Source organism: Gordonia terrae, from assembly GCF_001698225.1.
Lineage (GTDB): Bacteria > Actinomycetota > Actinomycetes > Mycobacteriales > Mycobacteriaceae > Gordonia > Gordonia terrae.
On sequence record NZ_CP016594.1, the window covers coordinates 4,228,725 to 4,255,154 of the forward strand.

Below are 26,430 nucleotides of genomic sequence, written 5' to 3' on the forward strand. Positions count from 1 at the left end.
TTCACAGACCGAGTGAGCGGCCCACGATCTCGCGCATGATCTCGTTGGTGCCGCCATAGATCCGCTGCACCCGCGCGTCCCGCCATCTCCGCGCGACGTCGTACTCCTCCATATAGCCGTACCCGCCGTGCATCTGGAGGCAGGTGTCCAGTGCATTGAACTCCAGCTCGGTGGTCCAGAACTTCGCGCCGGCCGCCTCGGCTGCGGTGAGTTCCCCCGCGTTCTGCGCCTCGATGCACCGGTCCACGAACACCCGGGCGATTCCCACCTGCGTGGACAACTCGGCCAGGGTGAAGCGGTTCGCCTGGAAGCTCCCGATGGGTTGACCGAAGGCCTTGCGCTCCTTGCCGTAGGCGATGGCGGTCTCGACCGCGTACTCGGCCTGGGCGACCGCCACGACCGCCATCGACAACCGTTCCTGGGCAAGGTTGCCCATCATGTACCGAAGCCCCTTACCCGGTTCGCCGAGCACGTCGGATTCGGCGACGAGGACGTCTTCGAAGAACAACTCCGCGGTGTCCTGTGCCTTGCGCCCGATCTTCTGCAACTTGCGACCGCGCTGAAATCCGTCGTGGCCGGCGGACACGACGAACAGACCGAACCCGCCGCCGTCGTCCTCGGGGATCCGGGCCGCGACGATGATCAGGTCGGCCTGGATACCGCGAGTGATGAAGGTCTTGGAACCGTTGAGACACCAGCCACCGTCGACCCGGGTCGCAGTGGACTTGATCGCGCGCAGGTCCGAACCGGTACCCGGCTCGGACATGGCGATGGCGATCGCGGTCTCTCCGCTGACGATGCCGGGCAGCCAGCGGCCCTGCTGTTCCGGCGTCGCGATGTCCAGAAAGTACGGGAGCACGATGTCGTTCGTCAGCGAGAAGCCGTCGCCGACCGTTCCGGTGCGGACGACTTCTTCATGGATCACCGCGTTGAAGCGGAAGTCACGAAGTCCCCCGCCGCCGTACTGTTCCGGAGCCGCGAAGCCCACCAGCCCCTGAGCGGCGGCCGCGGTCCAGAAGTCTCGACCGACCTCGCCGGCCTCCTCCCACTCAGCGGTATGTGGAACTGCCTCTTTCATCAGAAAGGACCGGACGGTGTCTCGGAACTGGTCGTGCTCGGAGTCGAAAAGTGTTCTCTTCATGGTGTTGTGTTCTCGGCAACCCCTCAGCGGAAGAGGGACTTGCCGATGATCTCCTTCATGATCTCGTTGGCACCGCCGTAGATTCGCTGGACGCGGGCATCGACATAGGCCCTGGCGATCGGGTATTCGGCCATGAAGCCGTAGCCACCGAACATCTGCAGGCACTGGTCCACGACGCGGCCCTGGACCTCACTGGCGGCCAACTTGGCCATCGCGGCCCGGTCGGCCGTCAGTTCGCCACTGGTGTGCTGCCGCAGACAGTCGTCGACGAAGGCGCGGACCACCTCGGTCTGCACGTGCGCGTCTGCCAGGGTGAATCGGGTATTCTGGTTCGCCGACAACGGTTTTCCGAACGCGGTTCTGGTGGTGACGTAGTCCCGCGCCAACTCGACCGCGCGGGCCGCTGCCGCCGTGCTCGCCACCGCGATTGTCAGCCGCTCTTGCGGGAGGTTGGTGACGAGTGCACGGAAACCCCCACCTCGCTCGCCCAGCAGATTCTCCTTCGGGACGTGCGCGTCCTCGAAGAACAACTCGGCAGTGTCCTGCGCGTGCATGCCGATCTTCTCCAGATTGCGCCCCCGCGTGAAGCCCGGGGTGTCCCGTTCGACGACCAGCAGCGACAGGCCTCCGTGACGGTCACCGTCGCTCTCCGTCCGCGCGGCGACGATCACCAGATCGGCATTGATCCCATTGGATATGAACGTCTTCGAGCCGTTCAGCACAAAGTGTTCGCCCTCTTCTCTTGCCGTCGTGGTGATGCCCGCGAGATCGGAGCCCGTCCCCGGCTCGGTCATCGCGATGGCCGCGATGAGCTCACCCGACGCCAAGCCCGGCAGCCAGCGCCGCTTCTGCTCGTCGTCGGCATAACGCTCGAAATACGGGACACAGATGTCGTTGTGGAGGTTGACCCCGAACGACATCACCCCCGCGTCGGCGACCTCTTCGGCGATGACCGCATTGAACCGGAAATCAGCGGTGCCACCGCCGCCGAACTCCTCGTCGACCGACATCCCGAGGAATCCGTGCGAGCCGGCCTTCCGGAAGAGTTCGCGGGGTATCCGCCCCTCCCGTTCCCAAGTCTCATACCCCGGCACGACGTCGGTGTCGAGGAAACGGCGAAAGCTCTCCCGGAAGGCCTCGTGCTCGGGTTCGTACACGCCACGCGCCTGTGCACGTGGACGATTCGCGGTGACTGTCATCTGTCTGTCCTGTCTGTCGATCGATGTGAAAGAGGAGGCCGTGCACGCAGCCGTCGGCCCGAATGTGATTGACGCCACGTCTGAACACATTGTATGGTCTCGTGTATGCCAGAGTCCAGTTCCCCCCGTCTCGCCCCCGAGTGGAGCGGCGCTCCCGACGGCGCATTTCGGCCCGACGCCGACTTCACCGACGAGCAACTCGCGCTCGCACTCGAACACGCCAACCTCCCGATCCTGCTGGGCTCGTTGGCTCTACTGACCGGCGATGACCGCTGGATCGAGGAGCCGTACCTGCCCACCGCTCCTCCCGATCTCGGCGACCACGACACCGGAGGATTCGAACCCGAACTCGCCGAACGAATTCGGCGGGAGGCCGGGGCCACGCTCCGCGCGTGGCGCGACGGCGACCTCGACGTGGCGGACGCTCCGGCCCCCGAGCGACTGTCACGGATCCTCTCGGTGATGCTGGCCGAGCCGCTTCCCGACGGCTACGGGCAGCTCCTGGGCGAGGAGATGGGCCTGTACCGTCGCCATTCGGTACCGTGGTCCGCACCGACGGATGGCTTCCGGGTCGCGATCATCGGTGCGGGGATCTCCGGACTGGCGATGGCGATCCGGCTGGAACAGGCCGGCATCGACTACGTCCTGATCGACAAGAACGACGACGTGGGCGGTACGTGGCACGAGAACGTCTATCCGGGTTGCGGTGTCGACACCCCGAGCTACCTGTACGCCCTGTCGTTCGACCCGAAACCGGACTGGTCGAGCTACTTCGCACCGCAGCATGAACTCGCCGAGTACTGGCGGACCCTGGCCGAGCGGCACGGCGTCCTCGCGAAGACCCGCTTCGCCACCGCGGTCGACCTCGCGCAATTCGACGCGCAGCGCTCGAGCTGGCAGCTCACCCTACGATCGGTACACAGCGGGCAGATCGAGAGCCTGGACGCGAGCGTCGTCATCAGCGCCGTCGGACTACTGAACCAGCCGAGCATTCCCGACCTACCGGGACTGGCCGACTTCGACGGGCCGACACTCCATACGGCGCAGTGGGATCCCACCCTCGACCTCCGCGGCAAGCGCGTCGCCGTGATCGGCACCGGCGCCAGCGCGATGCAGTTCGTCCCGGCCGCCGCCGAGATCGCCGACGAGGTACGCGTCTTCCAGCGAACGCCGCAGTGGGCCATGCCCCATCCGCTGAAGGGTGCGGAGGTCGACGACTCAGCACATTGGCTCAACGAGCACATACCGTTCTATCTCGCCTGGTACCGCGCGCGGTTGTTCTGGCGGATGGGTGACAAGGTCTGGCGCCTCCTTCAGGTCGATCGCGACTACCCCCACCTCGGTCGCGCCATCAACAAGGGCAATGACCGGCTCCGGGCCATGCTCACCGCGTACATCGAGAGCGAACTGGCCGACCACCCAGAGCTTCTCGCCAAGAGCCTGCCCGACTATCCGCCGTACGGAAAGCGCCTGCTGATCGACGCGGGCTGGTTCCGCACGCTGCGTCGCGAGAACGTCGATCTGATCACCGACGGTGTCGCGAAGATCACCCCGTCCGGTGTAAGTACCACGACTGGAACAGATTTCGACGCCGACGTCCTCGTCCTGGCCACGGGATTCCGTTCGGTGGACGTCCTCGGTTCGATCGAGGTCCGCGGTCGCGACGGCAAGACGCTCCGCGAGGTGTGGGGTGAGGACGACGGCCGAGCACATCTGGGTATCACCGTGCCCGGATTCCCCAACTTCTTCTGCCTGTACGGCCCCAACACCAACACCGGCCATGGCGGAACGGTCATCGCCGGTACCGAGATGCAGATCCAGCATGTAACGGCGTTGCTGGCGACCATGATCGACGACGACCTCGACACGGTCGAGGTCCGTCCCGAGGCGTTCGAGGCCTACAACCGCGAGCTCGACGAAGCGTTGGAGGACACGGTCTGGCATTTCGGCGGTACCACCACGTACTACCGCAACGACCGAGGCCGGGTCGTCACCAACAGTCCGTGGCGATACGTCGACTACTGGCGCCGGGTCCATCAACCCGATCCCGACGACTTCATCACCACCCGAGCGCCCGAGACGGCAGCGGAGGATTCGACACCCGCCGGCGCCGAACAGCTCACTCACTGAGACCTCTCGACCTCCCGTCCCTCCGCACCGCAATCGAGGCAGAAACGATGACACAGGCTTCCCAGGCACCGTCCGCACCCGTTGCCGCACCCGGCATTTCGGCATCCACACTCGTCGGAGCGTTTCAGGCGACCGCCGCCGACCGACTCGACTCGAAGGCCCTGATCGCTTTCGGCGAAGACCGCTCCTACACATGGGGCGACTACCGCGACGCGGTCGAGGAGGTCGCGGCCGGACTGGCCGATCTCGGCGTCGAGCGCGGGGACACCGTCGCGATCATGCTGGCGAACAGTCCCGAGTTCCACATCGTCGACATGGCGGTGCTGCACCTCGGCGCCACCCCGTTCTCCATCTACCTCACCTCGGCGCCGGAGCAGATCAGCTTCCTGTTCGAGAACGCGGGCAACGCTGTCGTCGTCGCCGAACCGGCCTTCCTCGATGTCCTGAACCGCACCGCGGCTCCGGCACTCAAGCACATCGTGGTGAACGGTCCCCTCGATGATTCGCGAACACACGGCAACGGGCCGGCGACGATCAGCACCCTCACCGAACTACGTGGGCGACGCCCGGCGGACTTCGACTTCGACAAGAGCTGGCGTTCGGTGGAGGCCTCGGACCTCGCGACGCTGATCTACACCTCGGGTACCACCGGCGACCCCAAGGGCGTCGAGTTGACCCACGCGAACCTCATGTTCGTGATGTACACCTGCAATCTTCGTTTCCCGTTCGACGTCGACGGCGCCGCGATCAGCTACCTGCCGACGGCGCATGCCGCCGACCGGGTCTTCTCGCACTATCTCGCAACTGTCACGGGGTGGCCCATCACGACGGTCCGCGACGCAACCACGGTCTTCGGCGCGGTGGCACACGCACACCCGACCTGGTTCCTGGGCGTTCCGCGAATCTGGGAGAAACTTCGCGCCGCTCTGCTCGCCCGGTTCTCGGCACTGCCGGACGAGCAACGGGTCCCCACGCTCGCAGCGCTCGACGCGGCCACCACGAAGGTGCAGACCGAGCAGCGTCGAGAAGATGTACCGGCCGATCTCACGGCGAAGGTCGCGACCGCCGAAGAGAACATCTTCGCCGGCCTTCGGGCCCAATTGGGCCTCGATCGGGTGGCCCTGCTCATGACGGGCGCCGCGCCCATCGCCCCCGCCGTGCATGAGTTCTTCCTCGCAATCGGCACGCCGCTGCAGGAAGGCTTCGGGATGTCGGAGACCGGGGCGCTCGGTTTCACCAACATTCCCACCGACATCCGCGTGGGCAAAGTCGGTCTCGCACAACCCGGCACCGAGGCCAAGCTCGCCGACGACGGCGAACTCTTGCTGCGCGGACCCCACGTCATGAAGGGCTACCGGAAGGCGCCGGAGAAGACCGCCGAAGCAATCGACGAATTCGGCTGGCTGCACACGGGCGACATCGCTCAGATCGATGACGAGGGGTGGGTGACCATCGTCGACCGCAAGAAGGAGCTCATCATCAATGCCGCCGGCAAGAACATGTCGCCGGTCAACATCGAAGGCAAGCTGAAGAGCTCGTCACCGCTGATCGGCCAGGCGTGTGTCGTCGGCGACCGTCGTCCCTACAACGTCGCGCTGATCGTGCTCGATCCCGATGCCGCACGCACCTTCGCCGCCGAGCACGGACTCGCCGAGAGCACCCCGTCGTCGCTGATCCAGGAGACTTCGCTACAGGCCGAGATCGCTGAGGCGGTAGAACGCGCCAATTCCCAGCTGTCCCGGGTCGAGCAGATCAAACGGTATCGACTCCTGGCCGACGAATGGCTCCCGGATTCCGAAGAGCTCACCCCGACGATGAAGCTCAAGCGGCGCGGGGTGGCCACCAAGTACGCAGAGGTCATCGAGGACATCTACTCGTCACCAGCCCGCTGATCACAGCGGATCAACTCCGGAGCAACCCATGGAAATCCGCGTGGAAGCGCACACGGTCCGCGTCCGTGAACGATCGGATCTGCGAGACCTCGAAGTCCGCAGCGCGGTGAACGAGATCGAGACCTCCGAACGTTTGCGACAGCGGGGCATCGGCTATGTCGACGGCGATGCTGCCTACATCAACACATTGTGGTTGCAATCGTTGAACGACGACCGACGATGGCGCGACGAAGTCCGTGAGTTGCTGGCGTTCGCAGAGTGCCATGGGTGGTTCGACGGTGTCTATCTGCGAGCCCGATTCACCGCGTCCGGTGCACCGCGGGTCCGGCCGGGATCCCCCGTCAGGGCGGCACGGTGACCGGTTCACTACCGCCGTTCGCGTCACGTCCTCGTTCGTCATGAGCACCGATCGCGTTGAATCCGACATCGACGAGAAAACGTTGCTCGTCACCCCTCCGAAGTCGCATGCCGCAGGAGTGGAGGCCGTCCTGGTCTCCCTGCGGCGCGGCATCGAGCAGATGGGGCTTGCGCGCACAGCCCGTACCCTGGTGAAACTCAACCAGCGCAACGGATTCGATTGTCCCGGCTGCGCATGGCCGGAGACTCCCGGGCACCGCAAGCATGCCGAGTTCTGCCAGAACGGGGCCAAAGCGGTCGCCGAAGGAAGCAACTCGGCGGGTCGTCGATCCCGACTTCTTCGACGCTCACCCGGCCTCCGAGCTGCGTGAGCGCACGGACTACTGGCTCGGACAGCAGGGCCGTATCACCGAACCGATGGTGCTGCTGCCCGGCGCCACCCACTACACCCCGATCAGCTGGCGGCTCACGTACTCGATCATCGCCCACGAACTCCGCGCCTTGGACACACCGGATCAGGCGGTGTTCTACACGTCCGGCCGAACCAGCAACGAAGCCGCGTTCGTCTACCAGCTCATGATCCGAGCTTTCGGCACCAACAACATGCCCGACTGCTCGAACATGTGCCACGAATCCTCCGGAACAGCACTCACCGAGACCATCGGCATCGGCAAGGGTCGGTGTCGGTCCCCGACATCGAGAACGCCGACCTCATCCTGATCGCCGGGCAGAACCCTGGCACCAACCACCCGCGCATGCTCTCCACTCTGGAGAAGGCAAAAGCCAACGGCGCCCGCGTGATCGCCATCAACCCGTTCCCCGAGGCCGGGCTGCTGCGGTTTCAAGGATCCCCAGAAAAATCACGGCGTCATCGGCAATGGTGTCGCCATCGCCGATGAGTTCCTGCAGATCCGCGTCGGTGGTGACCAAGCCCTCTTGAAGGGGTTGGCCAAGCTCGTCCTCCATGCCGAGGACGCCGCCCCCGACACCGTCCTCGACCACGACTTCCTCGAAAAGCACTGCACCGGTTGAAATGCCTACGCCGAACACATACGCCGCGTTGACCTCGAGGTGGTCGTCGCGGCGACCGGCCTGTCCCTCGAGCACATCCATGCCACGGCACAGGCCCTCATCGCATCACGCGCGACGATCATCCTGGGCCATGGGCTTGACCCAACAGACGCACGGGGTGGCCACCATCCAAGATGCGGTCGCGCTGCTGCTGATGCGCGGTATGATCGGCACACCCGGCGCCGGGGTCTGCCCTGTCCGTGGTCATTCCAACGTCCAGGGCGACCGCACCATGGGTATCTGGGAGAAGATGCCCGAGGGCTTTCTCGCCGCCCTCGACACCGAGTTCGGCAAAGCAACATTCGTCGTCAACGACCTGCGGTGGGTACCGGTACCCGCGGGCCGGCTGATACTGCAGACCATGCGCAATCACGACCAGTACAACACCACCATCTACGGACTCGACGATCGCTACCGCGGCATCAAGAACGGTCGACGGGTGCTGCAGATCAACGCCGCCGACATCGGGGCTCTCGGCTACACCGACGGCGACATCGTCGACCTCGTCTCCGAATGACCCTGTGCCGATGGAACGACCCACCAGCGCCGGGCACCGAACCTCCGACTGGTCGCCTACCCGACCCCGGTCGGAAACGTCGCCGCCTACTACCCCGAGACCAACCCCCTCATCCCCTTCGGCCATGTCGCCGACAAATCCAATGCGCCGGTGTCCAAGGCGGTCACCATTCGCTTGGAGCCCGCCAGGTCGTAGACCGGGCGGGTTCCGACCGACTGCGGGTCAGAGTTCCATGAGCAGAGCACGCATCGGGCATTCGTCCACTGCTTCCGCTATCGCAACCCGGTACCGCGCAAGGTCCGTCGGATCGGCAACCAGGTGCGCTTTTCCGTCGTCGCCGACTTCGAAGACCTCGGGAGCCGCAGATTCGCACGCCCCCAGCCCGTAACAGGCCGTTCGATCGATGGTGATCTTCATGATCCGTCCTCCGGTCATTCCGTGCGGCCGGGGTGCGCGGGCGGCACGGCCCGCGCATCCCGTGCCACTAACTCGCCACGCGCGCAGACGCCTTCGGCACCTTGCCCTTGTTCGCGGCAATGTCCTTGGTCAGCGTGTCCGGGTTCGCGACCTCTTCGGACTTGCCACCCTCCGGCGTTGCGATCGCGGAATTGAACTGCCGCAACGTCTTGAAAGCCTTGGCCTCGTCATCGTGCGGCAGTTTACGTGCCACGCGATCAAAGGCGCTGACCAGTGGCCGAATGGTCGGCAGCGCGAAGCGCCACGGGGTGCGTTCGACGTCGAGCATCTCGCTCACGTAGTCCGGCTGCCAGTTTCGGATCAGTGCCCACGCGAGATGGCGTCGCCGCTCGGTGGTCATGAAGGCGGCAACCGGTCCCGGAAGCAGTTCGACATCACCCGGCGGCTTCTCGGTGCTGTACTCGATGATCGTCTTGACCACATCGCGACAGAGGTCGTCGGCCGGCAATTCGATGAGCTTGTGGAAGTTGACCTTCATCCGGGCGTCGTCGGGGTTCGTGTGGAGCACCTCTTCCGGAACGCCGATCACCCAGCCCACGTACCGGCAGAGCGCGAAGATGTCCTCTTCCTCGCGGTCGCTGATGCTGATCCCCGACGCACGGACGCCGTCGACGAACTGCGTACCGAACTGTCCCGCTTGGGTGTTCATCGAATCGAGGTTGCTGATGGGCAGACCCCAGCTCGGCCAGTCCCAATGCGGGGAATGACTGAGCGTGTGTCGCACCGCGGCATGGATCATGCGGACCTTCGCAGTGAGACGGAAGCCGTCCTGATCGCGGCGCATGCCGCCGGGGGTGTGCGCCGCAACGACGTATCGGAAGCTCTCGGTGAGCCGCCCGCCCACGGCCGACTCGTCCTTGAGGCGACCACTGAACAACACCGGCCGTGTCGAGCTGTACATCGAGAAGCCCGCTCCGATGGACGAATACGTCAGCACCATGCCGGCAACCGAGCCCACTCGCCAGTATGCGACGGCACCCCGGTACAGCTGGTCGAAGTCCACCCAGTCCGGAATGTGGTCGAGCTGTTCGAACAGTCCGACGAGTCCGTCGGAGGGATCGTCGAGCGAATCGATCCCGTGATCGAGGGCCTGCTCGAACATCTTCCAGGACGCGTTCTTCGACTTGTCCTTGAAGTCCAGGAACGCTCGGTAGGCATGATCGTCGCCGAGGAGAGCGTGGTCGGTCATGCGCTCCACGTAGTCGCGTCCGTACCTCATGATTGCTTCGCGCCGATTGTTGATCCGGCCGAGATCGATACCACGAGGCAACCCCTCGGGAACGTCGAGCGAACCTTCCCTCGTCTGCGGAATCAGTTGAGCGGTCACGAGTCTTCTCCTTGTCGTCGGTGAATCGGGCTGCCGACTCCTCCGGGCTGCCGCGTCGGTTGTGATGGTCGGCTGCCAGCGACGGTATTTGTGCTCCACAACACAGTCAACGTGTCCGAACATACTGTATGGTCGGTTGTACAGAATCGATGAGGAGTTCCATGACGCAGAATTCGCCCTACCATTTGTTCGACGTCGCCGGTGCCCGGATCTTGATCACCGGTGGGACCAGCGGGATCGGAGTGATGATCGCCGAAGGTTTCGCCGCAGCCGGTGCCGACGTCGTCGTGTCGTCACGCAAACAGGCCGGAGTCGACGCCGCGGTGGAGCGGTTGTCGACCTCCGGGCGCGTCACCGGAATCGTCGGCGATGTCTCGACCCCGGAGTCGGCACGAACCCTGGCTGCCGAGGTCCTCGCACGCGGCGAGCGACTCGACGTGGTGGTGAACAATGCCGGTGTGACGTGGGGTGCCCCCCTTGAAGAATTCCCGGATGCCGGGTGGGACAAGGTGATGCACACCAACCTCGAAGGCGTTTTCCACCTCACCGTCGCCTTGCTACCCGGACTGCGTGCTGCCGCACGTGAGGCCGGACGCGCCTCGGTCATCAACATCGGTTCGACCGACGGCATCAACGTGCCGGAGATGGACAGTTTCAGCTATGGGGCGAGCAAGGCCGGACTCCACCATTTGACAAGGCATCTCGCGAAGAAGCTCGCATCTGAATCGATCACCGTGAACGCCATCGCGCCGGGTCCGTTCGAGAGCCGGATGATGCGGTTCGTGACAGAGAATCCCGACGCACTCGAGCGGGTCGTCGGCGGGATCCCACTGGGGCGTCTCGGAGAGCCTGACGACATTGCCGCGCTGAGCATCTTCCTCGCCAGTGCTGCCGGAAAGTACATGACCGGGAACGTGATCCCCCTCGACGGGGGCATAGTCGGTTGTGGCGGTTCGGCGAAGCTGGGCTGAGCGGTGCGGGTCGCTCGCGGGTCGGCGCACCGTCGTCGAGAGCCGCGGCCCTCCGACGCCACCGTTGCCGCCTTCTTCGCTGCAACGGAGGAGCTGTTGGTGCACAAGTCGTTCGAAGAAGTCACCATCGCCGACATCATCTCGGGCACGCGGCATTCCCGATCCGCCTTCTATCATCACTTCGCCGGGAAGTTCGACGTCCTGGTCGCCCTCGCCGATGTGGTGCTGGCCGAGTCCTACGGGGGGCCGCAACTCTGGGATACGACACCGGGGCGCGACAGGTCGTACGGAATGCAGGCGAGCATCACACCAACCCTCGAGATGTGGTCGTCACACGGCGGAGTGATCGGCGCGGTCGTCGAGCACATGCACTCGAACCCCGACATCGAGGCCGTGTGGCGTCCGACATTCGACCGATTCGTCGCAGGAGTCGCCGAACAGATCCGTCACGAGCGCGACTCCGGTCGTGCTCCGGACGGCGCGCGCCCGGAGATGATCGCGACCGTACTCGTATGCGGCATCGAACGCGTGATGTATGTCTGCACACGGGAACTCGATCCGCATCTCCCCGCCCTGGCGTCCGCGGTCGGCGCGGTGGACTGGCTCACACGGTCCGTCCTGCGGCCGGTACCGAATTCGGTACCGGCACCGTCCGCCAGAACACTGTCATCAGCGACACAAGCCCGTCCGCACGGCGACGGGCCTGGCGGCGCACACACACAGATCGAGCACTCCGGGGTCGATCCGAGATCCGATACGACGTCGACGGCCATCCTGGACTCGCTCCGCGACCTACTACTCGATCTCCCACTGGACAAGGTGAGCGTCGCCCGAATCGTTCGGCGCGCCGGTGTGTCTCGGTCGACGTTCTACTTCTACTTCGACAACAAGAACGCGGTGTTCGCCGAGCTCTACCGTGAGGTCGCAGCGTCGACCGTCCACCGACTCCAGTCGCTCGACACCATCGACCGGGCCGACCGGGCCGCCGTCGGCACAGTGTTGCGGGAGTGGCTCCGGATCGACGCGCGGACCACCTCGGTGATGAGGAGCGCCCTACTCGAATGGCCCCGACGGCCCGAGCTCCGCGAAGTCTACCGGGCCGGCATCGCTCAGATGGCGGACTACCTCGGGCGCGTCATCACCGCCGATCGGCGCTCGGGGATCGCCATCCCCGGTCCGCCGCCGGGAGAACTCTCCGCCGTGGTCCTGTGGACAATCGAGAGATCGATCGCCGGCGCGCTGGCCGGAGACGACAATCTGACCGACTTGCACGAGGTCACCCACTTCCTCACGGAGTTGTTGACCACCGCCATATACGGAAGTCCCTGAAAGCCAGAAAGGCTCATCATGCGCGCAGTTGTCATTCCCCGTTTCGGTACGCCGGACGTGTTGGAGGTCCGCAACGTCGAGGTACGTCCAGCCGGCGAGGGCGAGGTGCGGATCGCGGTTGCGGCCACCGCGGTCAACCCGACCGACATCGCCACGCGCAGTGGGCTCGTGGCCGCCGCCTACCGGGATTTCGACCCGCCCTACATCGCGGGCATGGACGCGGCAGGTGTGATCGAGTCGGTGGGCCCCGGCTCGGCATCGGACCGCTTCGCGGTGGGCGACGAGGTCATGTCGATCGTGATGCCTCGCCGACCCGAAGGAGGCGCGCACGCCGAGCTCATCGTCGTGCCCACTGCTGCGGTCGTACCCAAACCGTCCACACTGTCGATCGAGCAGGCAGCGATGCTGCCCATGAACGGGTTGACCGCTCTGGAAGCCCTGAGCGTCCTGGACCTGAGACCTGGTGCCACGCTGGCGATCACCGGTGGATCGGGGTTTCTCGCCGCGTTCGTGATGACCCTCGCCCGGCGCAGGGGGATCCACGTCATCGCCGATGGTCGACCCGACGAGTGGGACACGATCCGGAAACACGGTGCCGCGGAGGTCGTGGCGCGTGGACCGGGTGTCGAGGAACGTATCCGTTCGGCCGCGGGTGGCGGCGTCGATGCCGTTCTCGACACCGCACTGATCGGTTCCTCGCTGTACCCCTGCATCGTCGACGGTGGAGTACTCGCCTGCGTGCGGACATTCGACGGCGTCCCACCGGAGCGCGGAATCCTCGTCCGCGAGGTATGGGTGCGCGAACGCCTGCTGGACACCGACGGTCTCACCGAGCTGGCCACCCTTGCCGATGAGGGGTTGTTCGACTTCCTGATCGCCACAGGTAGATTCGCGCCGGAGCAGGCCGCCGACGCGCACCGGATGATCGAGGCGGGCGGAGTACGGGGGCGTCCGCTCATCCTCTTCTGACGAGCGGACGCCTCCGCGCCGATGACCGCTCCCTGTGCTACATCGGGGACGAGGTGAATCCTCCGTCGAGGACGTAGGTGTGACCGGTGACCCAGTCGCCCGCGTCCTCGGCCAGGTGGGTCACCGCACGGGCCACATCATCGGGCCGGCCCAGTCGACCCTGGTGCTGGGTGAAGAACTCGTGCGCATCGACGCCACCCGACGCGGCCTGGAACGCCTCCATCAGGTTGTCCGACAGCGCTGTCTCGACAAATGCCGGTGCTACACAGTTGACCCGGATGTTCGCGGGCCGCAGTTCCACTGCCGCGGTCCGGGTGAGATTGATGACAGCCGCCTTTGTGGCGGCGTAACCGCCGATCATCGGCATCCCGTTGGTGCCTGCCGACGATGCGGTGTTGACGATGGCGCCACCGCCCCGGGCGGTCAAATGCGGTACAGCCGCCTTGATTCCGTGGAAGACGCCCTTCAGGTTGACCGCGATCATGCGATCGAAGTCGTCCGCGGACAATTCGGTCACCGGAGCCAGGATCGCGATCCCGGCGTTGTTCACCAGCACGTCCAGGCCGCCGAACTCGTCGACGGCCCTACCCACGGCCGATTCGACCTGGTCCGGGTCGGTGACGTCGACCGCGACCCCGATCGCCGACCCACCGATATCCGCCGCCACCCGATCGGCGGCTCCGCCATCGAGGTCGGCCACCACCACATGCGCGCCTTGTGCGGCGAAGCGGCGGGCAACGGCAGCCCCGATCCCGCCGCCGGCTCCGGTCACGACCACCGATTTGTTCTCGAACGTTGACATATCCACCTTCTCCTAGTCCGACCATCTCGACCGTACACACTGTCCGAACGACATGTACAGGTTCTGGGCTGAAGAAGGCCACCGCCCCGTGTCGACCGCTGGGTCTTCGAATTCGTCTGAGCGGCAGCGTCATTCGACCTCCGGGCAAACACCCGGTGACACCTGTTCGCGTCAGACCGCCTCGGTGGATCGAGCGCTTGGGGTCAGAACCCTGAACGCCGTCCACGGCCGCGGGCAGAACCCCAGGAAGTCGAACTTCGTCTTATCGCCGTGTGGTCTGGCGGGCGGATCCGCAACACTGACAGGGGCGGGGCCCCGGTCGACATGCCAGCATCCCGGACAACCGACAGATCAGGGTTGCCCAGGGCGCAGTACGACGAACAACCCGGTGGCCTCGGCGACCACGGTTCCGTCAGCGCGGAGACTCCCGGTGACGTAGATCTTGCGGCCCTCCGCCCGGTCGACGCATGCGGTGAACTCGAGCTCCGTGTCGACCGGCGTGATGTGGCGGTAGTCGACGTGCAAGTTCGCGGTGCGACACCGCGGGCGTTCGGCTCCGGCGAGCCGGCCGAAGATCTCGTCGAAGACGAGCGGAATCACCCCGCCGTGCGCCGCGCCGTTTCGACCGAGATGGAAGCGACCGAGGCGAAGCGTGCCCTCGACGCGATCGGTCGTCTGCTTCCGGTAGCTCAGAACCGGCACCAAGGCCTGCGATCTGCCGGGAGAGTCCATCTGCGTACCCGCCAGCTGATGCGCCTCGTCGACGGCGAAGTCATCGAGCCGACCCGCGACGGAGCGCAGTTCGGCGGCCATCGCCAACGAGACCGCCTCCGTCGGCCGGGCAGCTGCCACCGAATTCTGCAACCGACGAACGCTGTCGATCAAGCGATCGAAGGCCTCCGCAGTGGCGGGATCCGATGTCGTCAGCGGCTCCCAGTCCCCGGCCTCCTCGCCATACCCGGGTTCAATCACCTGGCCGTCCAACGGCATCCGCGCTCATGCCAGCAGCATACCGATCGGGTCGTGGTCTTCGAGGGCGGCGCCGTAGCGGTGGGCCATCGCCTCGACCACCTCCGACGGCTGCATCACGGTCGGAACACACATCCACGCGAACCCGTGCAGGGTGTGCAGCCGGTATTCGTACCAGGCGTCTTCGTCGTCGAGGTGCGGACCGCCATGACCGGCGAGCGCGTCGATGTAGTGTCGCAACAACTCTCGCTCTCGGGTCCGTCGGTCTTCGATGGTCAGCGCCGACCCGAGGAAGTACGACACGTCATGAGCCCACGGCGCGAGGCATGCCGTCTGCCAGTCGAGGAAGGCCGGCGCACTTCCGGGTACCCGATACAACTGAGCGAAGTGCGCATCACCGTGATTGATCGTGTGGGTGGCGGCGTCGTCGTGTTCCCACAGCTTCGCGAAACCCGCGCGCACCCGGGCATCGTCCCGAAGCCCAGCCGACAGATCCGGAACCTCGGCACGCTCGATCAGCGGATGAAACACCTCGGGACTCAGCATCACCGTGAACGCATCACGAGCGGCCTTGGCGCCCACCGGGAGCCAGGTGCGCTCGCCCCTGCCACTCCCCCACAGCGCCGCGTGCCACTTCGCCTGGACTTCCAGCGTCGTCGCGATGTCATCGACCGACCACAGATCGGTCGCCTGGCCGAACTCGGCGCCTCGTGCCGTCAGGTCCTCCATGATGATGACGCCTTGATCGCGCTCGGTGGCCGAGTAGTAACTCGCCGGCACCTCCGCAGCGAACCCCGGTGCCAGATCACGGTAGAAGTGGCCCTCGAGCTCGTAGGCCGGCCCCAAGCCGAACGCACGACTCCGTTCGTCGAAACCTCCCTTGATGCACAGCTGGGCAGGGATGTCCCGGTCATTCACTGAATAGGTCAGCGTGGCGAATACTTTGGTCGCCGATCCCCAGATGATTCGAGTGGTGTCGACCTCTTCGACGACGACCTGTCCATCCTTGGTCGTCAATGCGGCGCCGACCCACTCCGGGGTCAACTCATCGACCGAGAACGGAAGTGTGGTCGTACGGGGTTCTGCCTGAGTCATGCAGGAACCATACATAGTGTATGGATGTGGTGTCAATCACAGATTGCTGGGTAATCTCCACTGGTCACTGCGACGATACGGACACCCGATCCGGGAACTCCGGTGCACGCTTGTCGAGAAAGGCCTGCACGCCTTCCTGCACATCCGCCGAGAGGCCGCGCCGGTAGAGGACCTCCGATTCGGCGCGGTGGGCCTCTTCGGGGCCGGATGCGCCGAGCGCTCCCCAGAGCAGCGATCGGGTGAGGGCCACCGAGACCGGCGCCGTCCCCGCGACCATCTCGTTCGCGACACTCAGCGCACGTTCCAGGACCTGTTCAGCCGGAACCACTTCGCGCACCAGGCCGCGATCGAGCGCCTCGGTCACCGGGACCATCCGCCCGCCCAGCGTCCACTCCGCGGCCGTCGAGATGCCCACCACCCGCGGGAGAAACCAGGTCGAACACGCTTCGGGGACCAATCCGCGCCGGGTGAAGACGAACCCGAACTTCGCAGTGTCCGAGGCGATCCGGACGTCTGCGGGAAGTGTCATGGTCACACCCACGCCCGCGGCGGGTCCGTTGATCGCGGCGATGACCGGCTTCTTGGACCGGTAGATACGGAGAGCCACCTGACCGCCCGCGTCCGGCGGTGCCGAGCCATCGGCTCCCGGTTCGTCCGGGAGGAAGGTGTCTCCCCCGCTCTCGAGGTCGGCCCCCGCACAGAAGGCCCGACCGGTACCGGTCAACACGACCGCACGGACGTCGTCCTCGGCGTCGCAGGCATCGAACGCCTCGATGATGCCCACCCGGATGTTCTCGGTGAACGCATTGAGTCGCTCCGGACGGTTCAACCGCACGATCGCGACAGCGCCGACCCGCTCGAGTACTACCTCTTGTGACACAACAGCTCCCGCGCTCATCGACCCGTCCATTCCGGTGCACGCTTCTCGGCGAAAGCCCGCGGCCCTTCCTTCGCATCGTCACTGGTGAACACGGTGCGGATCGCCGAGGAGTTGATCTTCCACGACTCGTCGTCCCATCCGCGCTGCGCTTTCGCCGTCTCGTGCATGACCCGCTTGCTCTCGGACACCGCGAGCGGCGCGTTGGCGGCGATCTCGGCAGCGAGCTCCAGCGCGACGGCGAGGGCGGTTCCCGCCGGCGCCACCGTGTTCACCAGACCCAGCTCGTATGCGCGGGCGGCTGACACGGGTCGACCGGTCAGCGCGATCTCGGCGGCCACCTTCTGCGGGACTTGCCGATGAATACGCAGAAGCCCCCCGGCGCCGGCGATGAGTCCCCGCCTGACCTCGGGTAGACCCACCGATGCCTCCTCGTCGATCACCGCGAGGTCGGCGGACAGCATGATCTCGGTCCCGCCGCCCAGCGCGAAGCCGTTCACAGCCGCGATGACCGGCTTGGGAACGTAGTGCCGCACGATCCCGGCGAAGTCCCATTCCCGATGGGCCGGGTCATCGATCCGGCGTCCCGCCGCGATCTCCTTCAGATCGGCACCGGCACAGAAGGCGCGACCGGCCCCGGTGATCACGATGACACGGACCGACGGGTCCTGCGCCGCCTCCTCGAGCGCCGCGCCCGCGGCCGTCGACAGAGCGGAGTTCACGGCGTTCAGAGCGTCGGGACGGTTGAGCGTGATGATCGCGATGTGATCGCGCACCTCGTATCGGGCGACGGACTCTGTCGCCGAGTCGCTGTCGGAAGTCATGGGTTCTCCTGTGGTCGTGATCCGGACGGGTCGAGATGGATACATCCCGGGCCTACCGCCGGCTTCCGCACTAAATCTTATGTGATTAGATAAAATCTGACAATCGCGGTGTCCCCGTTCTCGGGTTCCGCAGCGGACGAGAGGAGAAGACGTGGGCGCACGCGCAGCCGACGGGGCCACCACCGGCCTTCTGGACCTGTTCCGAGTGGACGGTCGGGTCGCGATAGTGACGGGGGCGGGATCGGGACTCGGAGCGGGATTCGCACGTGCGCTGGCCGAGTCGGGTGCGGACATCGTACTGTCCGGCCGACGTCCGGATCCGCTGCGACGAACCGCGGACGACGTACGCGCGCTCGGTCGATGCGCACTCGAGATCCCGTCGGACGTCACCGATCCCGAACAGTGTGACGCGGTCGTCGGCGCTGCGATCGACGAGTTCGGTCGTGTCGACATCCTGATCAACAACGCCGGGCTCACCCACACGGCCCCGGCCACCCGAGAGCTTCCGGAGGACTTTCGCGCGGTTCTCGACGTCAACCTCCTCGGGAGCTACTGGATGGCACGGTCCTGTGCACGGGTGATGCGGCCCGGTTCCAGCATCGTCAACGTGGGGAGCATGCTCGGACTCGTCAAATCCGCGCTGCCGCAAGCCGCTTATGCCTCGAGCAAGGCCGGCGTCCTCGGCCTGACACGCGACCTGTCCCACCAATGGTCGGGGCGCAAGGGAATTCGGGTGAATGCGATCGCACCGGGCTTCGTCGAGACCGACATGATCGCGGAGATGTCCGACGAGGCCCGCACCGATTTCCTGCAGGGCTGTTCGCTCGGACGCATGGGCACGCAACGTGAGATCGACGCCGCCGTGCTGTTTCTCGCCAGCCCGGCGGCGTCCTACATCACCGGGTCGACCCTCGCCGTCGACGGCGGGACGTCCGGACACTGACGCCCCCACATCACCACCCCGGCAACGCCGGGCACTCCCCCCTATCAGCCCCCGCACCACAGGAGAACCCAATGCAGACAGATCTCTTCGACGCCGACCACGAGTTGTTCCGGGACTCGGTCCGGGCCTTCGTCAACAAACACGTCGTCCCCAAGATGGAGAAGTGGGACGCTGATCGCCTCATCGACCGCGAGACCTGGCGTGCGGCAGGCGCACAGGGAATCCTCGGCCTGTCGGTGCCGCTGGAGTACGGCGGCCCCGGTGAGACCGACTACTGCTTCCGCGTCGCCATCCAGACCGAGATCGCGAGGGTCGGCGCCTCCGCACTGCAGTCCGGCTTCTCCACCAACGACGACATCGTGCTGAACTACCTACTCCGTCACGCCGACGACGAACAGAAGAAGCGCTGGGTGCCGGGTTTCGTCACCGGCGACACCATCGGCGCGATCGCGATGACCGAACCGGCGGCCGGCAGCGATCTCCGCGCGATCACCACCACCGCGCGGCGCGAGGGCACCGACTGGGTGATCAACGGCTCGAAGACCTTCATCACCAGCGGCATCCTCGCCGATCTCGTGATCGTCTTCGCCAAGACCGACGCGGATGCCGGATCGCGCGGCTTCAGTCTCTTCGTCGTCGAGGACGGGACCCCGGGATTCACGCGTGGCCGCAAGCTGGACAAGGTCGGGCTCCATGCACAGGACACCGCCGAGTTGTCCTTCGACGAGGTGCGGGTGCCCGCCACCAGCCTCCTCGGCGAGGAAGGCGCCGGTTTCGCCTACCTGATGCAGAGCCTGCCCCTGGAGCGGCTCGGGATCGGCATCGCCGCGCAGGTGTCGGCGGAGGCGGTCTTCGACTGGACCCTCACCTATGTCAAGGAGCGCAAGGCATTCGGCAAACCCGTCGGCGAGTTCCAGGGACTCGGGTTCACTCTCGCCGAACTGCGTACCGCGATCGAGGTCTCCCGGGCGTACATCGACCGATGCGTCCGTGAGTACAACAAGGGGACGCTGACCGCGGTCGATGCCGCGAAGGCCAAACTGTGGGCCACCGATCTGCAGGACAAGGTCATCGATGCGGGTGTGCAGCTCCACGGCGGGTACGGCTACATGATGGAGTACCCGGTGGCCAAGGCCTTCATCGACGCGCGTATCCAGCGGATCTACGGCGGCACCAACGAGATCATGAAGGAGATCATCCACCGCGATCTGATCCGCGACTAGGCGCTTGTCGCCGGACCGGTCACCATCCGTGTCCGGCGACAAGCCCACGCGTTCAGCGTTGTTGTTGAGCCGCCGCGGGCACGACGGTCGGCATGAACGCCGGAAGCACGAAGTTGTGCAACATCTCCCGGTGTTGCGGATCGTCGGGTCGATCGAAATCCAGCCGGCCGACCAGGATGAACTGGACCAGTGCGATCCACTCGGCGATCTTCTCCTTGTCGAGATCCCGCCGGATCTCGCCTCGGTCCATCGCGCGTTCGATGATCGGGTCCCACATCTCCGCGGTCAACCGCGCCGCGAGACCCGAACTGCCGACCAGTGATTCGGCCAGCTGCATGTGCTCCGGACTCACCAGGATCCGGATCAGCGGATCACGGCGACCTCGCTCGACCAGAAAGATCAACCCCTCCACGAGCTGATCGGCGAACGTCTCGTGCTCGAGAAGGTACTTCCGGGCCTTGTCGAACAGCAGGCGGGATCGCCGCTCGATCAAGGCCGACATGAGGGCGTCGCGGTCCTTGAAGTACCGGTAGACCGTCGGACGCGAGACCCCCGCTTCCTTACCGATGTCGTCCATCGTCGTCTTCGCGACGCCGTACCGTTGGAACACGCGCTCCGCGGCGACCATGATCTGCTTGCGGGCCTCGTCCACATCCTCGCTGAGGACGTTGCCCGTCTTCCTGCGCGCCATGTCCACCTCCTGAGGGCAATGATACAAGATACAGATCTCGTTCTGTGTCCAGCCATCTGCAAAAGCAGGACGGACGCGAATCCTACGGACTGCGATCCGCGATGAACAGACAGCAGACGAGGCCACGCCCGGGAGGGCGATGGCCTCGTCTGCTGGAGCCTGGTCAGCGGATGCGATCGAACCTGGTGTCGACGTCCTTGTACTCGTCGCGGATGACGGTCTTGGCGATCTTGCCACTGGGCAGCCGAGGCAGCGGGTCCTGGCGGATGACGACGTAGCGCGGAACCTTGAAATCGGCCAGCACCTGCTTGCAGTGCTCGACGATGGTCGTCGCGTCCATGTCCTGCGACACGGTCACGATCGCGGCCGGCGTCTCACCGAACCTGTCGTCGTGCGCGGCGATCACCGCGACCTCCTCGACCCCGTCGATGGCACCGATCGCGATCTCCAGCTCCACCGGCGAGATGTTGATTCCGCCGGAGATGATCAGATCCTTGAGCCGGTCCACGAACTTGACCCGGCCCTCCTCGTCGGCGACGCCCAGATCGCCGCTGTGCAACCATCCGCCACGGATGGCCTGCGCGGTGGTCTCGGCATCGTTCCAATAGCCCGGGGTCACGCCCGGCCCGCGGACCACGAGCTCGCCCTCTTCCCCGGGCGCGGCTGGCTCGTCATCGGAATTGAAGACCTTGACCTCGGTGAAGATGGATCCGGTGCCACAGCGGTCCGGGAACTCCAAGGCCTCCTCGCGGATGGTCGCAGTGGCCACGCCGCCGGCTTCGGTCATGCCGTAGATCTGGCGCAGCAGGACACCCTTGTCCCCCCACCGCTTGAGGAGCTGCGCCGGCACGGCCGCCCCACCGACGATGGCGGTCTTCACAGACGACAGGTCGGCCTCGGCGAACTCCGGCGCCCGAGAAATGGCCTCGAAGATGAGTGGGACACCGAAAATGGCCTGGACCGAGTGCTTTTCGAGAAGCGTGACGGCATTCGAGGGATTGAGCTCGGGTTCCACCACCAAGGTCCCGCCCAGAACCGTGGTGATGAGCAGCCCGTACACCAGGCCGGGAGTGAAGGCGAGCGGCAGCACGAGCAGTGTGGTCGTCCCCGGCCGGAAGCCCTCCTCGGTGAGGGTGTTCTCCAAGACGATCGACATCAGCGTCCGGTTGGTCAGGACGACCCCCTTGGACAGACCCGTCGACCCGCTGGTGAACAGGATCGTCGTCGGCTCATCGGGTTCGAGATCCACGCGGTAGTCGTCGATTCCACCATCCCGCAGGTCCACGAGCTCCGTGTACGAGACGATTGCGAACGTCCGCCCCACCGCTGCGGTGTCCTCGGCGAGTTGCTCGAAGCCGGGAGCGACGATGACGACGTCGATTCCCGCTTCGTCGGCGATCTTGCGCAGTTCCGCGGGACGATAGCGACTGTTCAACGGCACCAGCACACCACCGGCCTTGAGCACCCCGAGAGCGGCCGCAGGCCACTCGAGTGAGTTGGGGCCGAGGAGCCCGACCCGGTTCCCGGGCGCGACACCCCTGGTCTCGACGAGAAGCCGGGCGATACGGCTGCTCCAGTCACGCAACGCGCGGTATGAGATCTGCGAACCGGAGAACACCACGGCGGTGGTGTCGCCCTTGGTCCGGGCCCACCAGTCGAGTGCTTTGCCGATGGTTGCGGTCATGTTCGTACTTTCTTCTCTGTGGCAACTGACTTCGATGCGGCACGGCGGATCCCGAACCCGCCCAACACATATAGGATAATTCGGACAGTGGCGGCCGGGGCCGGCTTTCGCCGATCCCGACCCCCTCGTCAGGCGTTCAGTTCGGCACGCCCTTGCGCGACGAGCTTCTTGGTCTCCCGGCGGAAGACCTGATTCGCGATCTCGTTGCGGCCGAGCAGCATGTCACCGGCATCGGCGCTGCCCATACCGCGCTGCGAGTCGCGCAGCAGGGGAAATCCTCCTGGTGCAACACGGCCAGCAGGATCTCCCAGTTCTTGTTCCAGATCCGGTCCCACTTCTCCGGCGTCATGCCGCTGTCCTCGACCTTGGGCACCAGGAGACGCTGCTCCATCCGCGACTTCGTGGGGTCGGTGGGATGCGGCCGGAAGGTCAGCAGCTGGAAATGGTCCGGCTGACGCAGCAACGTGCTGTTGGGCAGCAGGAAGTGCGTCTCGGTCACGAACTTGTCGAGTGGGATGTCGCCGGGATCTTCTTCGAGGAAACGGTCGATCGATTTGCGCGGGGCGATGAACCGGCAGTGTCGGCCGAAGTCCTCGAAGGCCATCACGTTGGTGTGGATGATCTTCCCGGCGGTGTTCGGGTGTGCGTACTGGATGTGGTAGCCGTCCAGGAACGCGTCCTGCATGATCTTCCAGTTGGTGGGTTCGTCGAATCCGCCGGCCCGAAAGCACACGAGCTTGTCCATCTCGTACTCGGCGAGCATCGGATCGATGTCGGGACCCAGCCACGACGCCACGTCGATCTCCGCATGCGCGTTGTCCACGACCCAGATGAATCCGTGGCGCTCTTCGGTGGGGATCTCGATGAGGCCGTGCTCTTTACGGTCCACCTCGCCGAAGGTCGAGTCGCGGGTGATCGTCCGGAGCGAACCGTCCGGATCGTATGACCACCGGTGGTAGCCACACGAGAAGATGCGGCAGCGCCCCTTCTCGCTCTGCTCCAACATCGCCCCGCGGTGACGGCACAGGTTCACGAAAGACCGGACGCTGCCGTCCTTCTGCCGCACGACGATGATGTTGTTGCGCGGCATCTGCACCGTGACGAAGTCGTTCGGCCGCGAGATCTCACTTCCGTGCGCGACGATCGACGGCACGCGGCCGAAGATGTGGTCGCGCTCGTCCTTGGCGAGCACCGGGTCGGTGAACTCGTCGGGTTCGAACTGCACGATGTCGTCGAACTCGTCGGTCGTCTCGTTGCGCAGATGCTCGAGCGCGCGACGGATTCGATCCTGACGGGGAAGCGAAGTGGTCATGATTCCCTCCGTGATGGAGCGGTTGTTGCGAGTGGGACAGTGCTCGCCCGGGCCGGGGCGACACTCCTTAAACCTACAGCAATAAGTTTTAACCGGCAATCAGCGGAGGCGATCCGATGGTGAGCCGGTGCGGCGGGGAGGTGAGAGGCAACCCGCCGCACCGGCCGATTCGGTGGCCGGCACACCACCGGCCGGTCAGGACTCGGGCGTGAACCGGATCGGCATCCGCACGCACCCGCGGACCTGGCTGGCATGGAACACCGGCGGATCGGACTCGACGAGTTCGTAGTCCGGGATGCGCCGATGCAGTTCTTCGAGAGCGATCGTCAGCTCGATCCGCGCCAGGTGCGAACCCAGACAGCGGTGCGCGCCTCCGCCGAAGGCCAGGTGACGGTTCGGCTTGCGGGTCAGGTCCAGCGCCTCCGGATCGTCGAACTCGTCCCCGTCACGATTGGCCGAGCACAGCATCAGGATGAGCTGTTCACCCTCGGCAATCGTCACCCCGCCCAGTTCGACGTCGCGGGTCGCGCGGCGTCCGGGAACGACGGCGGCCTCGATGCGCAGGATCTCCTCGACAGCGGTCGGGATCATGTCCGGGTCGTCGATGATGCCCTGACGCTGATCCGGATTGTTCACCAGGTGGACGATCGCCCAGGCGAGCGAGCCCTGCACCGTGTGCAGTCCCGCGATGAGCAGGAGGAAGAACATGCGATTGAGCTCTTCGTCGGTGAGCAGACGCAGCCCGTCCTGCATCTCCACCTCGGTGTGGATGAGCTGCGAGGTGACGTCGTCACCCGGGTTGGCGCGCCGCTCGTCGACCATCTTCTGGAAGTAGCCGAGCATCTGCATGCCGGCGATGCCGCGCGCCTCGAGGGATTCCTCCTCGGTGCCGCCGGGCTTGCCGAACAGGACGACGTCGGTCGCCTCGGTGAACAGCGGCGCGTCCTCGATGGGCCAATCCATGAGCGCCAGGAAGATCCGGGCCGGTAGCTCGTGGGCGAACGCGGAGATGTACTCGGCCTCGCCTTTCGCGGCGAAACCGTCGAGCAGGTCGTTGACCACGCCCCGGATCTCATCCGTCAGCTTCTTCATCCGCGCCGGACCGAACAGGGGCTGCAACGCTTTGCGATAGCCCGTGTGCTCCGGGGGATCGAGCTCGATCGGGATGAACTTCCCGAAGGCCTCGTTGGTCACGAGGTTGTTGGGGTAGCTGGAGAAGGTCTCCGCGTCACGCAAGACCTCATGGATCTCGTTGTAGCGCGTGACGATCCAGTGCCCGCCGTACAGAGGCGAGTACACGACAGGACCCTTCGCGGCGAGTTCTGCCGCACGTTCTTGGAATCGATCGATCGGGGCTGCGATGGACTGGTCGTACACGTCGAAGTCGACGGTGACATCCTCGCGGGACCGTTCCGTAGTTGTCATCACTAGTCCTTGGGTGTGGTGGGTTCGATGGTCTGCAGCGCCAGTGCGCGTTCTGGACACATGGCGACGGCATCTCTGGCCAGGGCTGCTTCGTCCTGCTCGAGAGGGCGGTCGGGCACCACGGGGTCGCCCTGATCGTCGGCATCGATCAGATCGGGGGCGACCCCGTAGCAGAGGCCATGCCCGGCGCACGCCACGCGATCCACGGTGAGGGTGCTGGGCTGGGGGGACATGACTAGGCGTTCGGGTTCTTCTGGTCGAGGTCCTCCGGGAACCACATGCCCACGCGCGAGAGCGTTCCGCCGTCGCCCGAGCCGATCACCTGACCGGACATGTAGGCCGAGTCATCCGACGCGAGGAACAGGGCGATCTTCGCGTTGTCGACCAGTGACGGGGGACGATTGCGCTTCAGCGGGATCGGCGACACGTACGGATCCCACGGGCCGGCAACCTCTTCGTACGATTGCCCGACGACCGGAGAGCCGGCAGGCATCAGGAAGTTCGGCGACATGCCATGAACCGGCGCGATGCCATTGACGCGAATCCCGTAGGGACCCAGATCGAGACTGAGGCCACGGACCAGACCGTTGACCCCGGCCTTGGTCGCCGAGTACAGCGCGATCTGATGGTAGGCGACGAACGAGGCCGCCGACGAGGTGGCGATGATGGTACCGCCACCGTTGCGCTTGAGCGCGGGAACCGCAGCCTGCGCGGTGAAGATCACGCCGCTCAGGTTCACGCCGAGGACGTTGTTCCAGTCCTCCTCGGTCAGGTCTTCGAAGTCGACCTGCTCGCCGCCGGCGACGCTGGGAACACCGCCGCGGGAGACGACTCCGGCGTTCGCCCAGGCGATGTCGAGCTTGCCGTAGTGCTCGACGGTCTGATCGACCGCGGCGGTGATCGCGGACTTGTCCGCGACGTCGGCCGTGATGGCGATGGCGTCGCCACCCTGCTGCTCGACCAGTTTCACGGTCTGCTCGGCACGATCGGCGTCGATGTCGACCACCGCGATCTTCGCACCCTCGCCGGCGAAGAGCTGCGACGACTGCCTACCGAGTCCGGAACCCGCGCCGGTGATCAGCGCTACCTTGCCTTCAAGCTTCATGAGTTTCGATTCCTTGCTCTCGTTGAACGGACCGGCATCTTCGAAAGGCATTCGCGGACAACGCGCTGCCGCCGGATCCGGGGATGAGGTGCCCGAGAAG

The 26,430-nt window shown here is 65.4% G+C and carries 22 protein-coding genes and 2 pseudogenes; 9 read left to right on the forward strand and 15 right to left on the reverse strand.

Features of this window, described 5'->3' with window-relative positions; translation table 11 throughout:
- Position 1: 1 nt before the first annotated feature.
- Both BCM27_RS19025 and BCM27_RS19030 read right to left on the reverse strand, forming a co-directional pair.
- A complete protein-coding gene (locus BCM27_RS19025) occupies positions 2-1,141 on the reverse strand; it encodes an acyl-CoA dehydrogenase family protein (RefSeq protein WP_004019437.1) in 1,140 nt (379 codons plus the stop codon).
- A 23-nt stretch (positions 1,142-1,164) separates the two neighbouring features.
- Positions 1,165-2,340, reverse strand: a complete 1,176-nt coding sequence (locus BCM27_RS19030) for an acyl-CoA dehydrogenase family protein (protein ID WP_004019438.1) — start codon at positions 2,338-2,340, stop codon at positions 1,165-1,167.
- A gap of 105 nt (positions 2,341-2,445) precedes the next feature.
- Here BCM27_RS19030 and BCM27_RS19035 point away from each other — a divergent pair, with 105 nt between their 5' ends.
- The 4 genes and pseudogenes from BCM27_RS19035 to BCM27_RS19050 all read left to right on the forward strand — a co-directional run bounded on the left by BCM27_RS19035 (position 2,446) and on the right by BCM27_RS19050 (position 8,502).
- The gene (locus BCM27_RS19035; RefSeq protein ID WP_004019439.1) at positions 2,446-4,470 is read left to right on the forward strand and encodes a flavin-containing monooxygenase; all 2,025 of its coding nucleotides are present in this window, start codon (positions 2,446-2,448) and stop codon (positions 4,468-4,470) included.
- 47 nt (positions 4,471-4,517) lie between these two features.
- Positions 4,518-6,362: an AMP-dependent synthetase/ligase gene (locus BCM27_RS19040; protein ID WP_004019440.1), complete on the forward strand. Its 1,845-nt coding sequence runs from the start codon at positions 4,518-4,520 to the stop codon at positions 6,360-6,362.
- 28 nt (positions 6,363-6,390) lie between these two features.
- Positions 6,391-6,720, forward strand: a complete 330-nt coding sequence (locus tag BCM27_RS19045; protein ID WP_004019441.1) for a hypothetical protein — start codon at positions 6,391-6,393, stop codon at positions 6,718-6,720.
- Between the two features lie 40 nt (positions 6,721-6,760).
- Positions 6,761-8,502: pseudogene (locus tag BCM27_RS19050) on the forward strand (molybdopterin-dependent oxidoreductase).
- Between the two features lie 27 nt (positions 8,503-8,529).
- Here BCM27_RS19050 and BCM27_RS19055 read toward each other — a convergent pair.
- Together BCM27_RS19055 and BCM27_RS19060 are read right to left on the reverse strand one after the other, a co-directional pair.
- The gene (locus tag BCM27_RS19055) at positions 8,530-8,724 is read right to left on the reverse strand and encodes a ferredoxin (RefSeq protein ID WP_004019446.1); all 195 of its coding nucleotides are present in this window, start codon (positions 8,722-8,724) and stop codon (positions 8,530-8,532) included.
- Positions 8,725-8,791: 67 nt separating this feature from the next.
- Positions 8,792-10,111, reverse strand: a complete 1,320-nt coding sequence (locus BCM27_RS19060) for an oxygenase MpaB family protein (protein ID WP_004019447.1) — start codon at positions 10,109-10,111, stop codon at positions 8,792-8,794.
- 161 nt (positions 10,112-10,272) lie between these two features.
- On the opposite strand from BCM27_RS19060, the gene BCM27_RS19065 reads away from it, so the two are divergent.
- The 3 genes from BCM27_RS19065 (at position 10,273) to BCM27_RS19075 (ending at position 13,380) form a co-directional block, all read left to right on the forward strand.
- Positions 10,273-11,082: an SDR family oxidoreductase gene (locus tag BCM27_RS19065; RefSeq protein WP_004019448.1), complete on the forward strand. Its 810-nt coding sequence runs from the start codon at positions 10,273-10,275 to the stop codon at positions 11,080-11,082.
- 99 nt (positions 11,083-11,181) lie between these two features.
- Positions 11,182-12,411, forward strand: coding sequence for a TetR/AcrR family transcriptional regulator (locus BCM27_RS19070; protein WP_004019449.1), 1,230 nt, complete (start codon positions 11,182-11,184; stop codon positions 12,409-12,411).
- An 18-nt stretch (positions 12,412-12,429) separates the two neighbouring features.
- On the forward strand, positions 12,430-13,380 hold the full coding sequence (locus tag BCM27_RS19075; RefSeq protein WP_004019450.1) for an NADP-dependent oxidoreductase: 951 nt from the start codon (positions 12,430-12,432) through the stop codon (positions 13,378-13,380).
- A gap of 37 nt (positions 13,381-13,417) precedes the next feature.
- Here the strand turns inward: BCM27_RS19075 and BCM27_RS19080 are convergent, their stop codons facing one another.
- The 5 genes from BCM27_RS19080 to BCM27_RS19100 form a co-directional block, all read right to left on the reverse strand.
- Entirely contained in the window at positions 13,418-14,182 is a 765-nt protein-coding gene (locus tag BCM27_RS19080; RefSeq protein ID WP_004019451.1) for an SDR family NAD(P)-dependent oxidoreductase, read from the reverse strand.
- Positions 14,183-14,533: 351 nt separating this feature from the next.
- Positions 14,534-15,172, reverse strand: a complete 639-nt coding sequence (locus BCM27_RS19085) for a PaaI family thioesterase (protein ID WP_004019452.1) — start codon at positions 15,170-15,172, stop codon at positions 14,534-14,536.
- A 6-nt stretch (positions 15,173-15,178) separates the two neighbouring features.
- Entirely contained in the window at positions 15,179-16,246 is a 1,068-nt protein-coding gene (locus BCM27_RS19090; protein WP_004019453.1) for an oxidoreductase family protein, read from the reverse strand.
- A gap of 64 nt (positions 16,247-16,310) precedes the next feature.
- A complete protein-coding gene (locus tag BCM27_RS19095) occupies positions 16,311-17,144 on the reverse strand; it encodes an enoyl-CoA hydratase-related protein (protein ID WP_004019454.1) in 834 nt (277 codons plus the stop codon).
- Positions 17,141-17,947 carry a crotonase/enoyl-CoA hydratase family protein gene (locus BCM27_RS19100; RefSeq protein ID WP_004019455.1) on the reverse strand — a complete coding sequence of 269 codons (807 nt, stop codon included), beginning with the start codon at positions 17,945-17,947 and terminating at the stop codon, positions 17,141-17,143. Before BCM27_RS19100 ends, BCM27_RS19095 begins: the two co-directional genes overlap by 4 nt.
- Positions 17,948-18,098: 151 nt before the next feature.
- On the opposite strand from BCM27_RS19100, the gene BCM27_RS19105 reads away from it, so the two are divergent.
- Both BCM27_RS19105 and BCM27_RS19110 read left to right on the forward strand, forming a co-directional pair.
- Positions 18,099-18,890, forward strand: coding sequence for an SDR family NAD(P)-dependent oxidoreductase (locus BCM27_RS19105; RefSeq protein ID WP_004019456.1), 792 nt, complete (start codon positions 18,099-18,101; stop codon positions 18,888-18,890).
- A 71-nt stretch (positions 18,891-18,961) separates the two neighbouring features.
- Entirely contained in the window at positions 18,962-20,113 is a 1,152-nt protein-coding gene (locus tag BCM27_RS19110) for an acyl-CoA dehydrogenase family protein (RefSeq protein ID WP_004019457.1), read from the forward strand.
- Between the two features lie 52 nt (positions 20,114-20,165).
- Here BCM27_RS19110 and BCM27_RS19115 read toward each other — a convergent pair whose 3' ends face one another.
- From BCM27_RS19115 to BCM27_RS19140, 6 genes and pseudogenes are all read right to left on the reverse strand, one after another.
- Entirely contained in the window at positions 20,166-20,804 is a 639-nt protein-coding gene (locus BCM27_RS19115; RefSeq protein ID WP_004019458.1) for a TetR/AcrR family transcriptional regulator, read from the reverse strand.
- 163 nt (positions 20,805-20,967) lie between these two features.
- Positions 20,968-22,488, reverse strand: coding sequence for a class I adenylate-forming enzyme family protein (locus BCM27_RS19120; RefSeq protein ID WP_004019459.1), 1,521 nt, complete (start codon positions 22,486-22,488; stop codon positions 20,968-20,970).
- Between the two features lie 128 nt (positions 22,489-22,616).
- Positions 22,617-23,800 (reverse strand): annotated as a pseudogene (locus BCM27_RS19125) (aromatic ring-hydroxylating oxygenase subunit alpha).
- 195 nt (positions 23,801-23,995) lie between these two features.
- On the reverse strand, positions 23,996-25,225 hold the full coding sequence (locus tag BCM27_RS19130) for a cytochrome P450 (protein WP_004019461.1): 1,230 nt from the start codon (positions 25,223-25,225) through the stop codon (positions 23,996-23,998).
- Positions 25,226-25,227: 2 nt separating this feature from the next.
- A complete protein-coding gene (locus BCM27_RS19135) occupies positions 25,228-25,458 on the reverse strand; it encodes a ferredoxin (RefSeq protein WP_004019462.1) in 231 nt (76 codons plus the stop codon).
- Between the two features lie 2 nt (positions 25,459-25,460).
- Positions 25,461-26,330 carry an SDR family NAD(P)-dependent oxidoreductase gene (locus BCM27_RS19140; RefSeq protein WP_033204111.1) on the reverse strand — a complete coding sequence of 290 codons (870 nt, stop codon included), beginning with the start codon at positions 26,328-26,330 and terminating at the stop codon, positions 25,461-25,463.
- Positions 26,331-26,430: the final 100 nt, after the last annotated feature.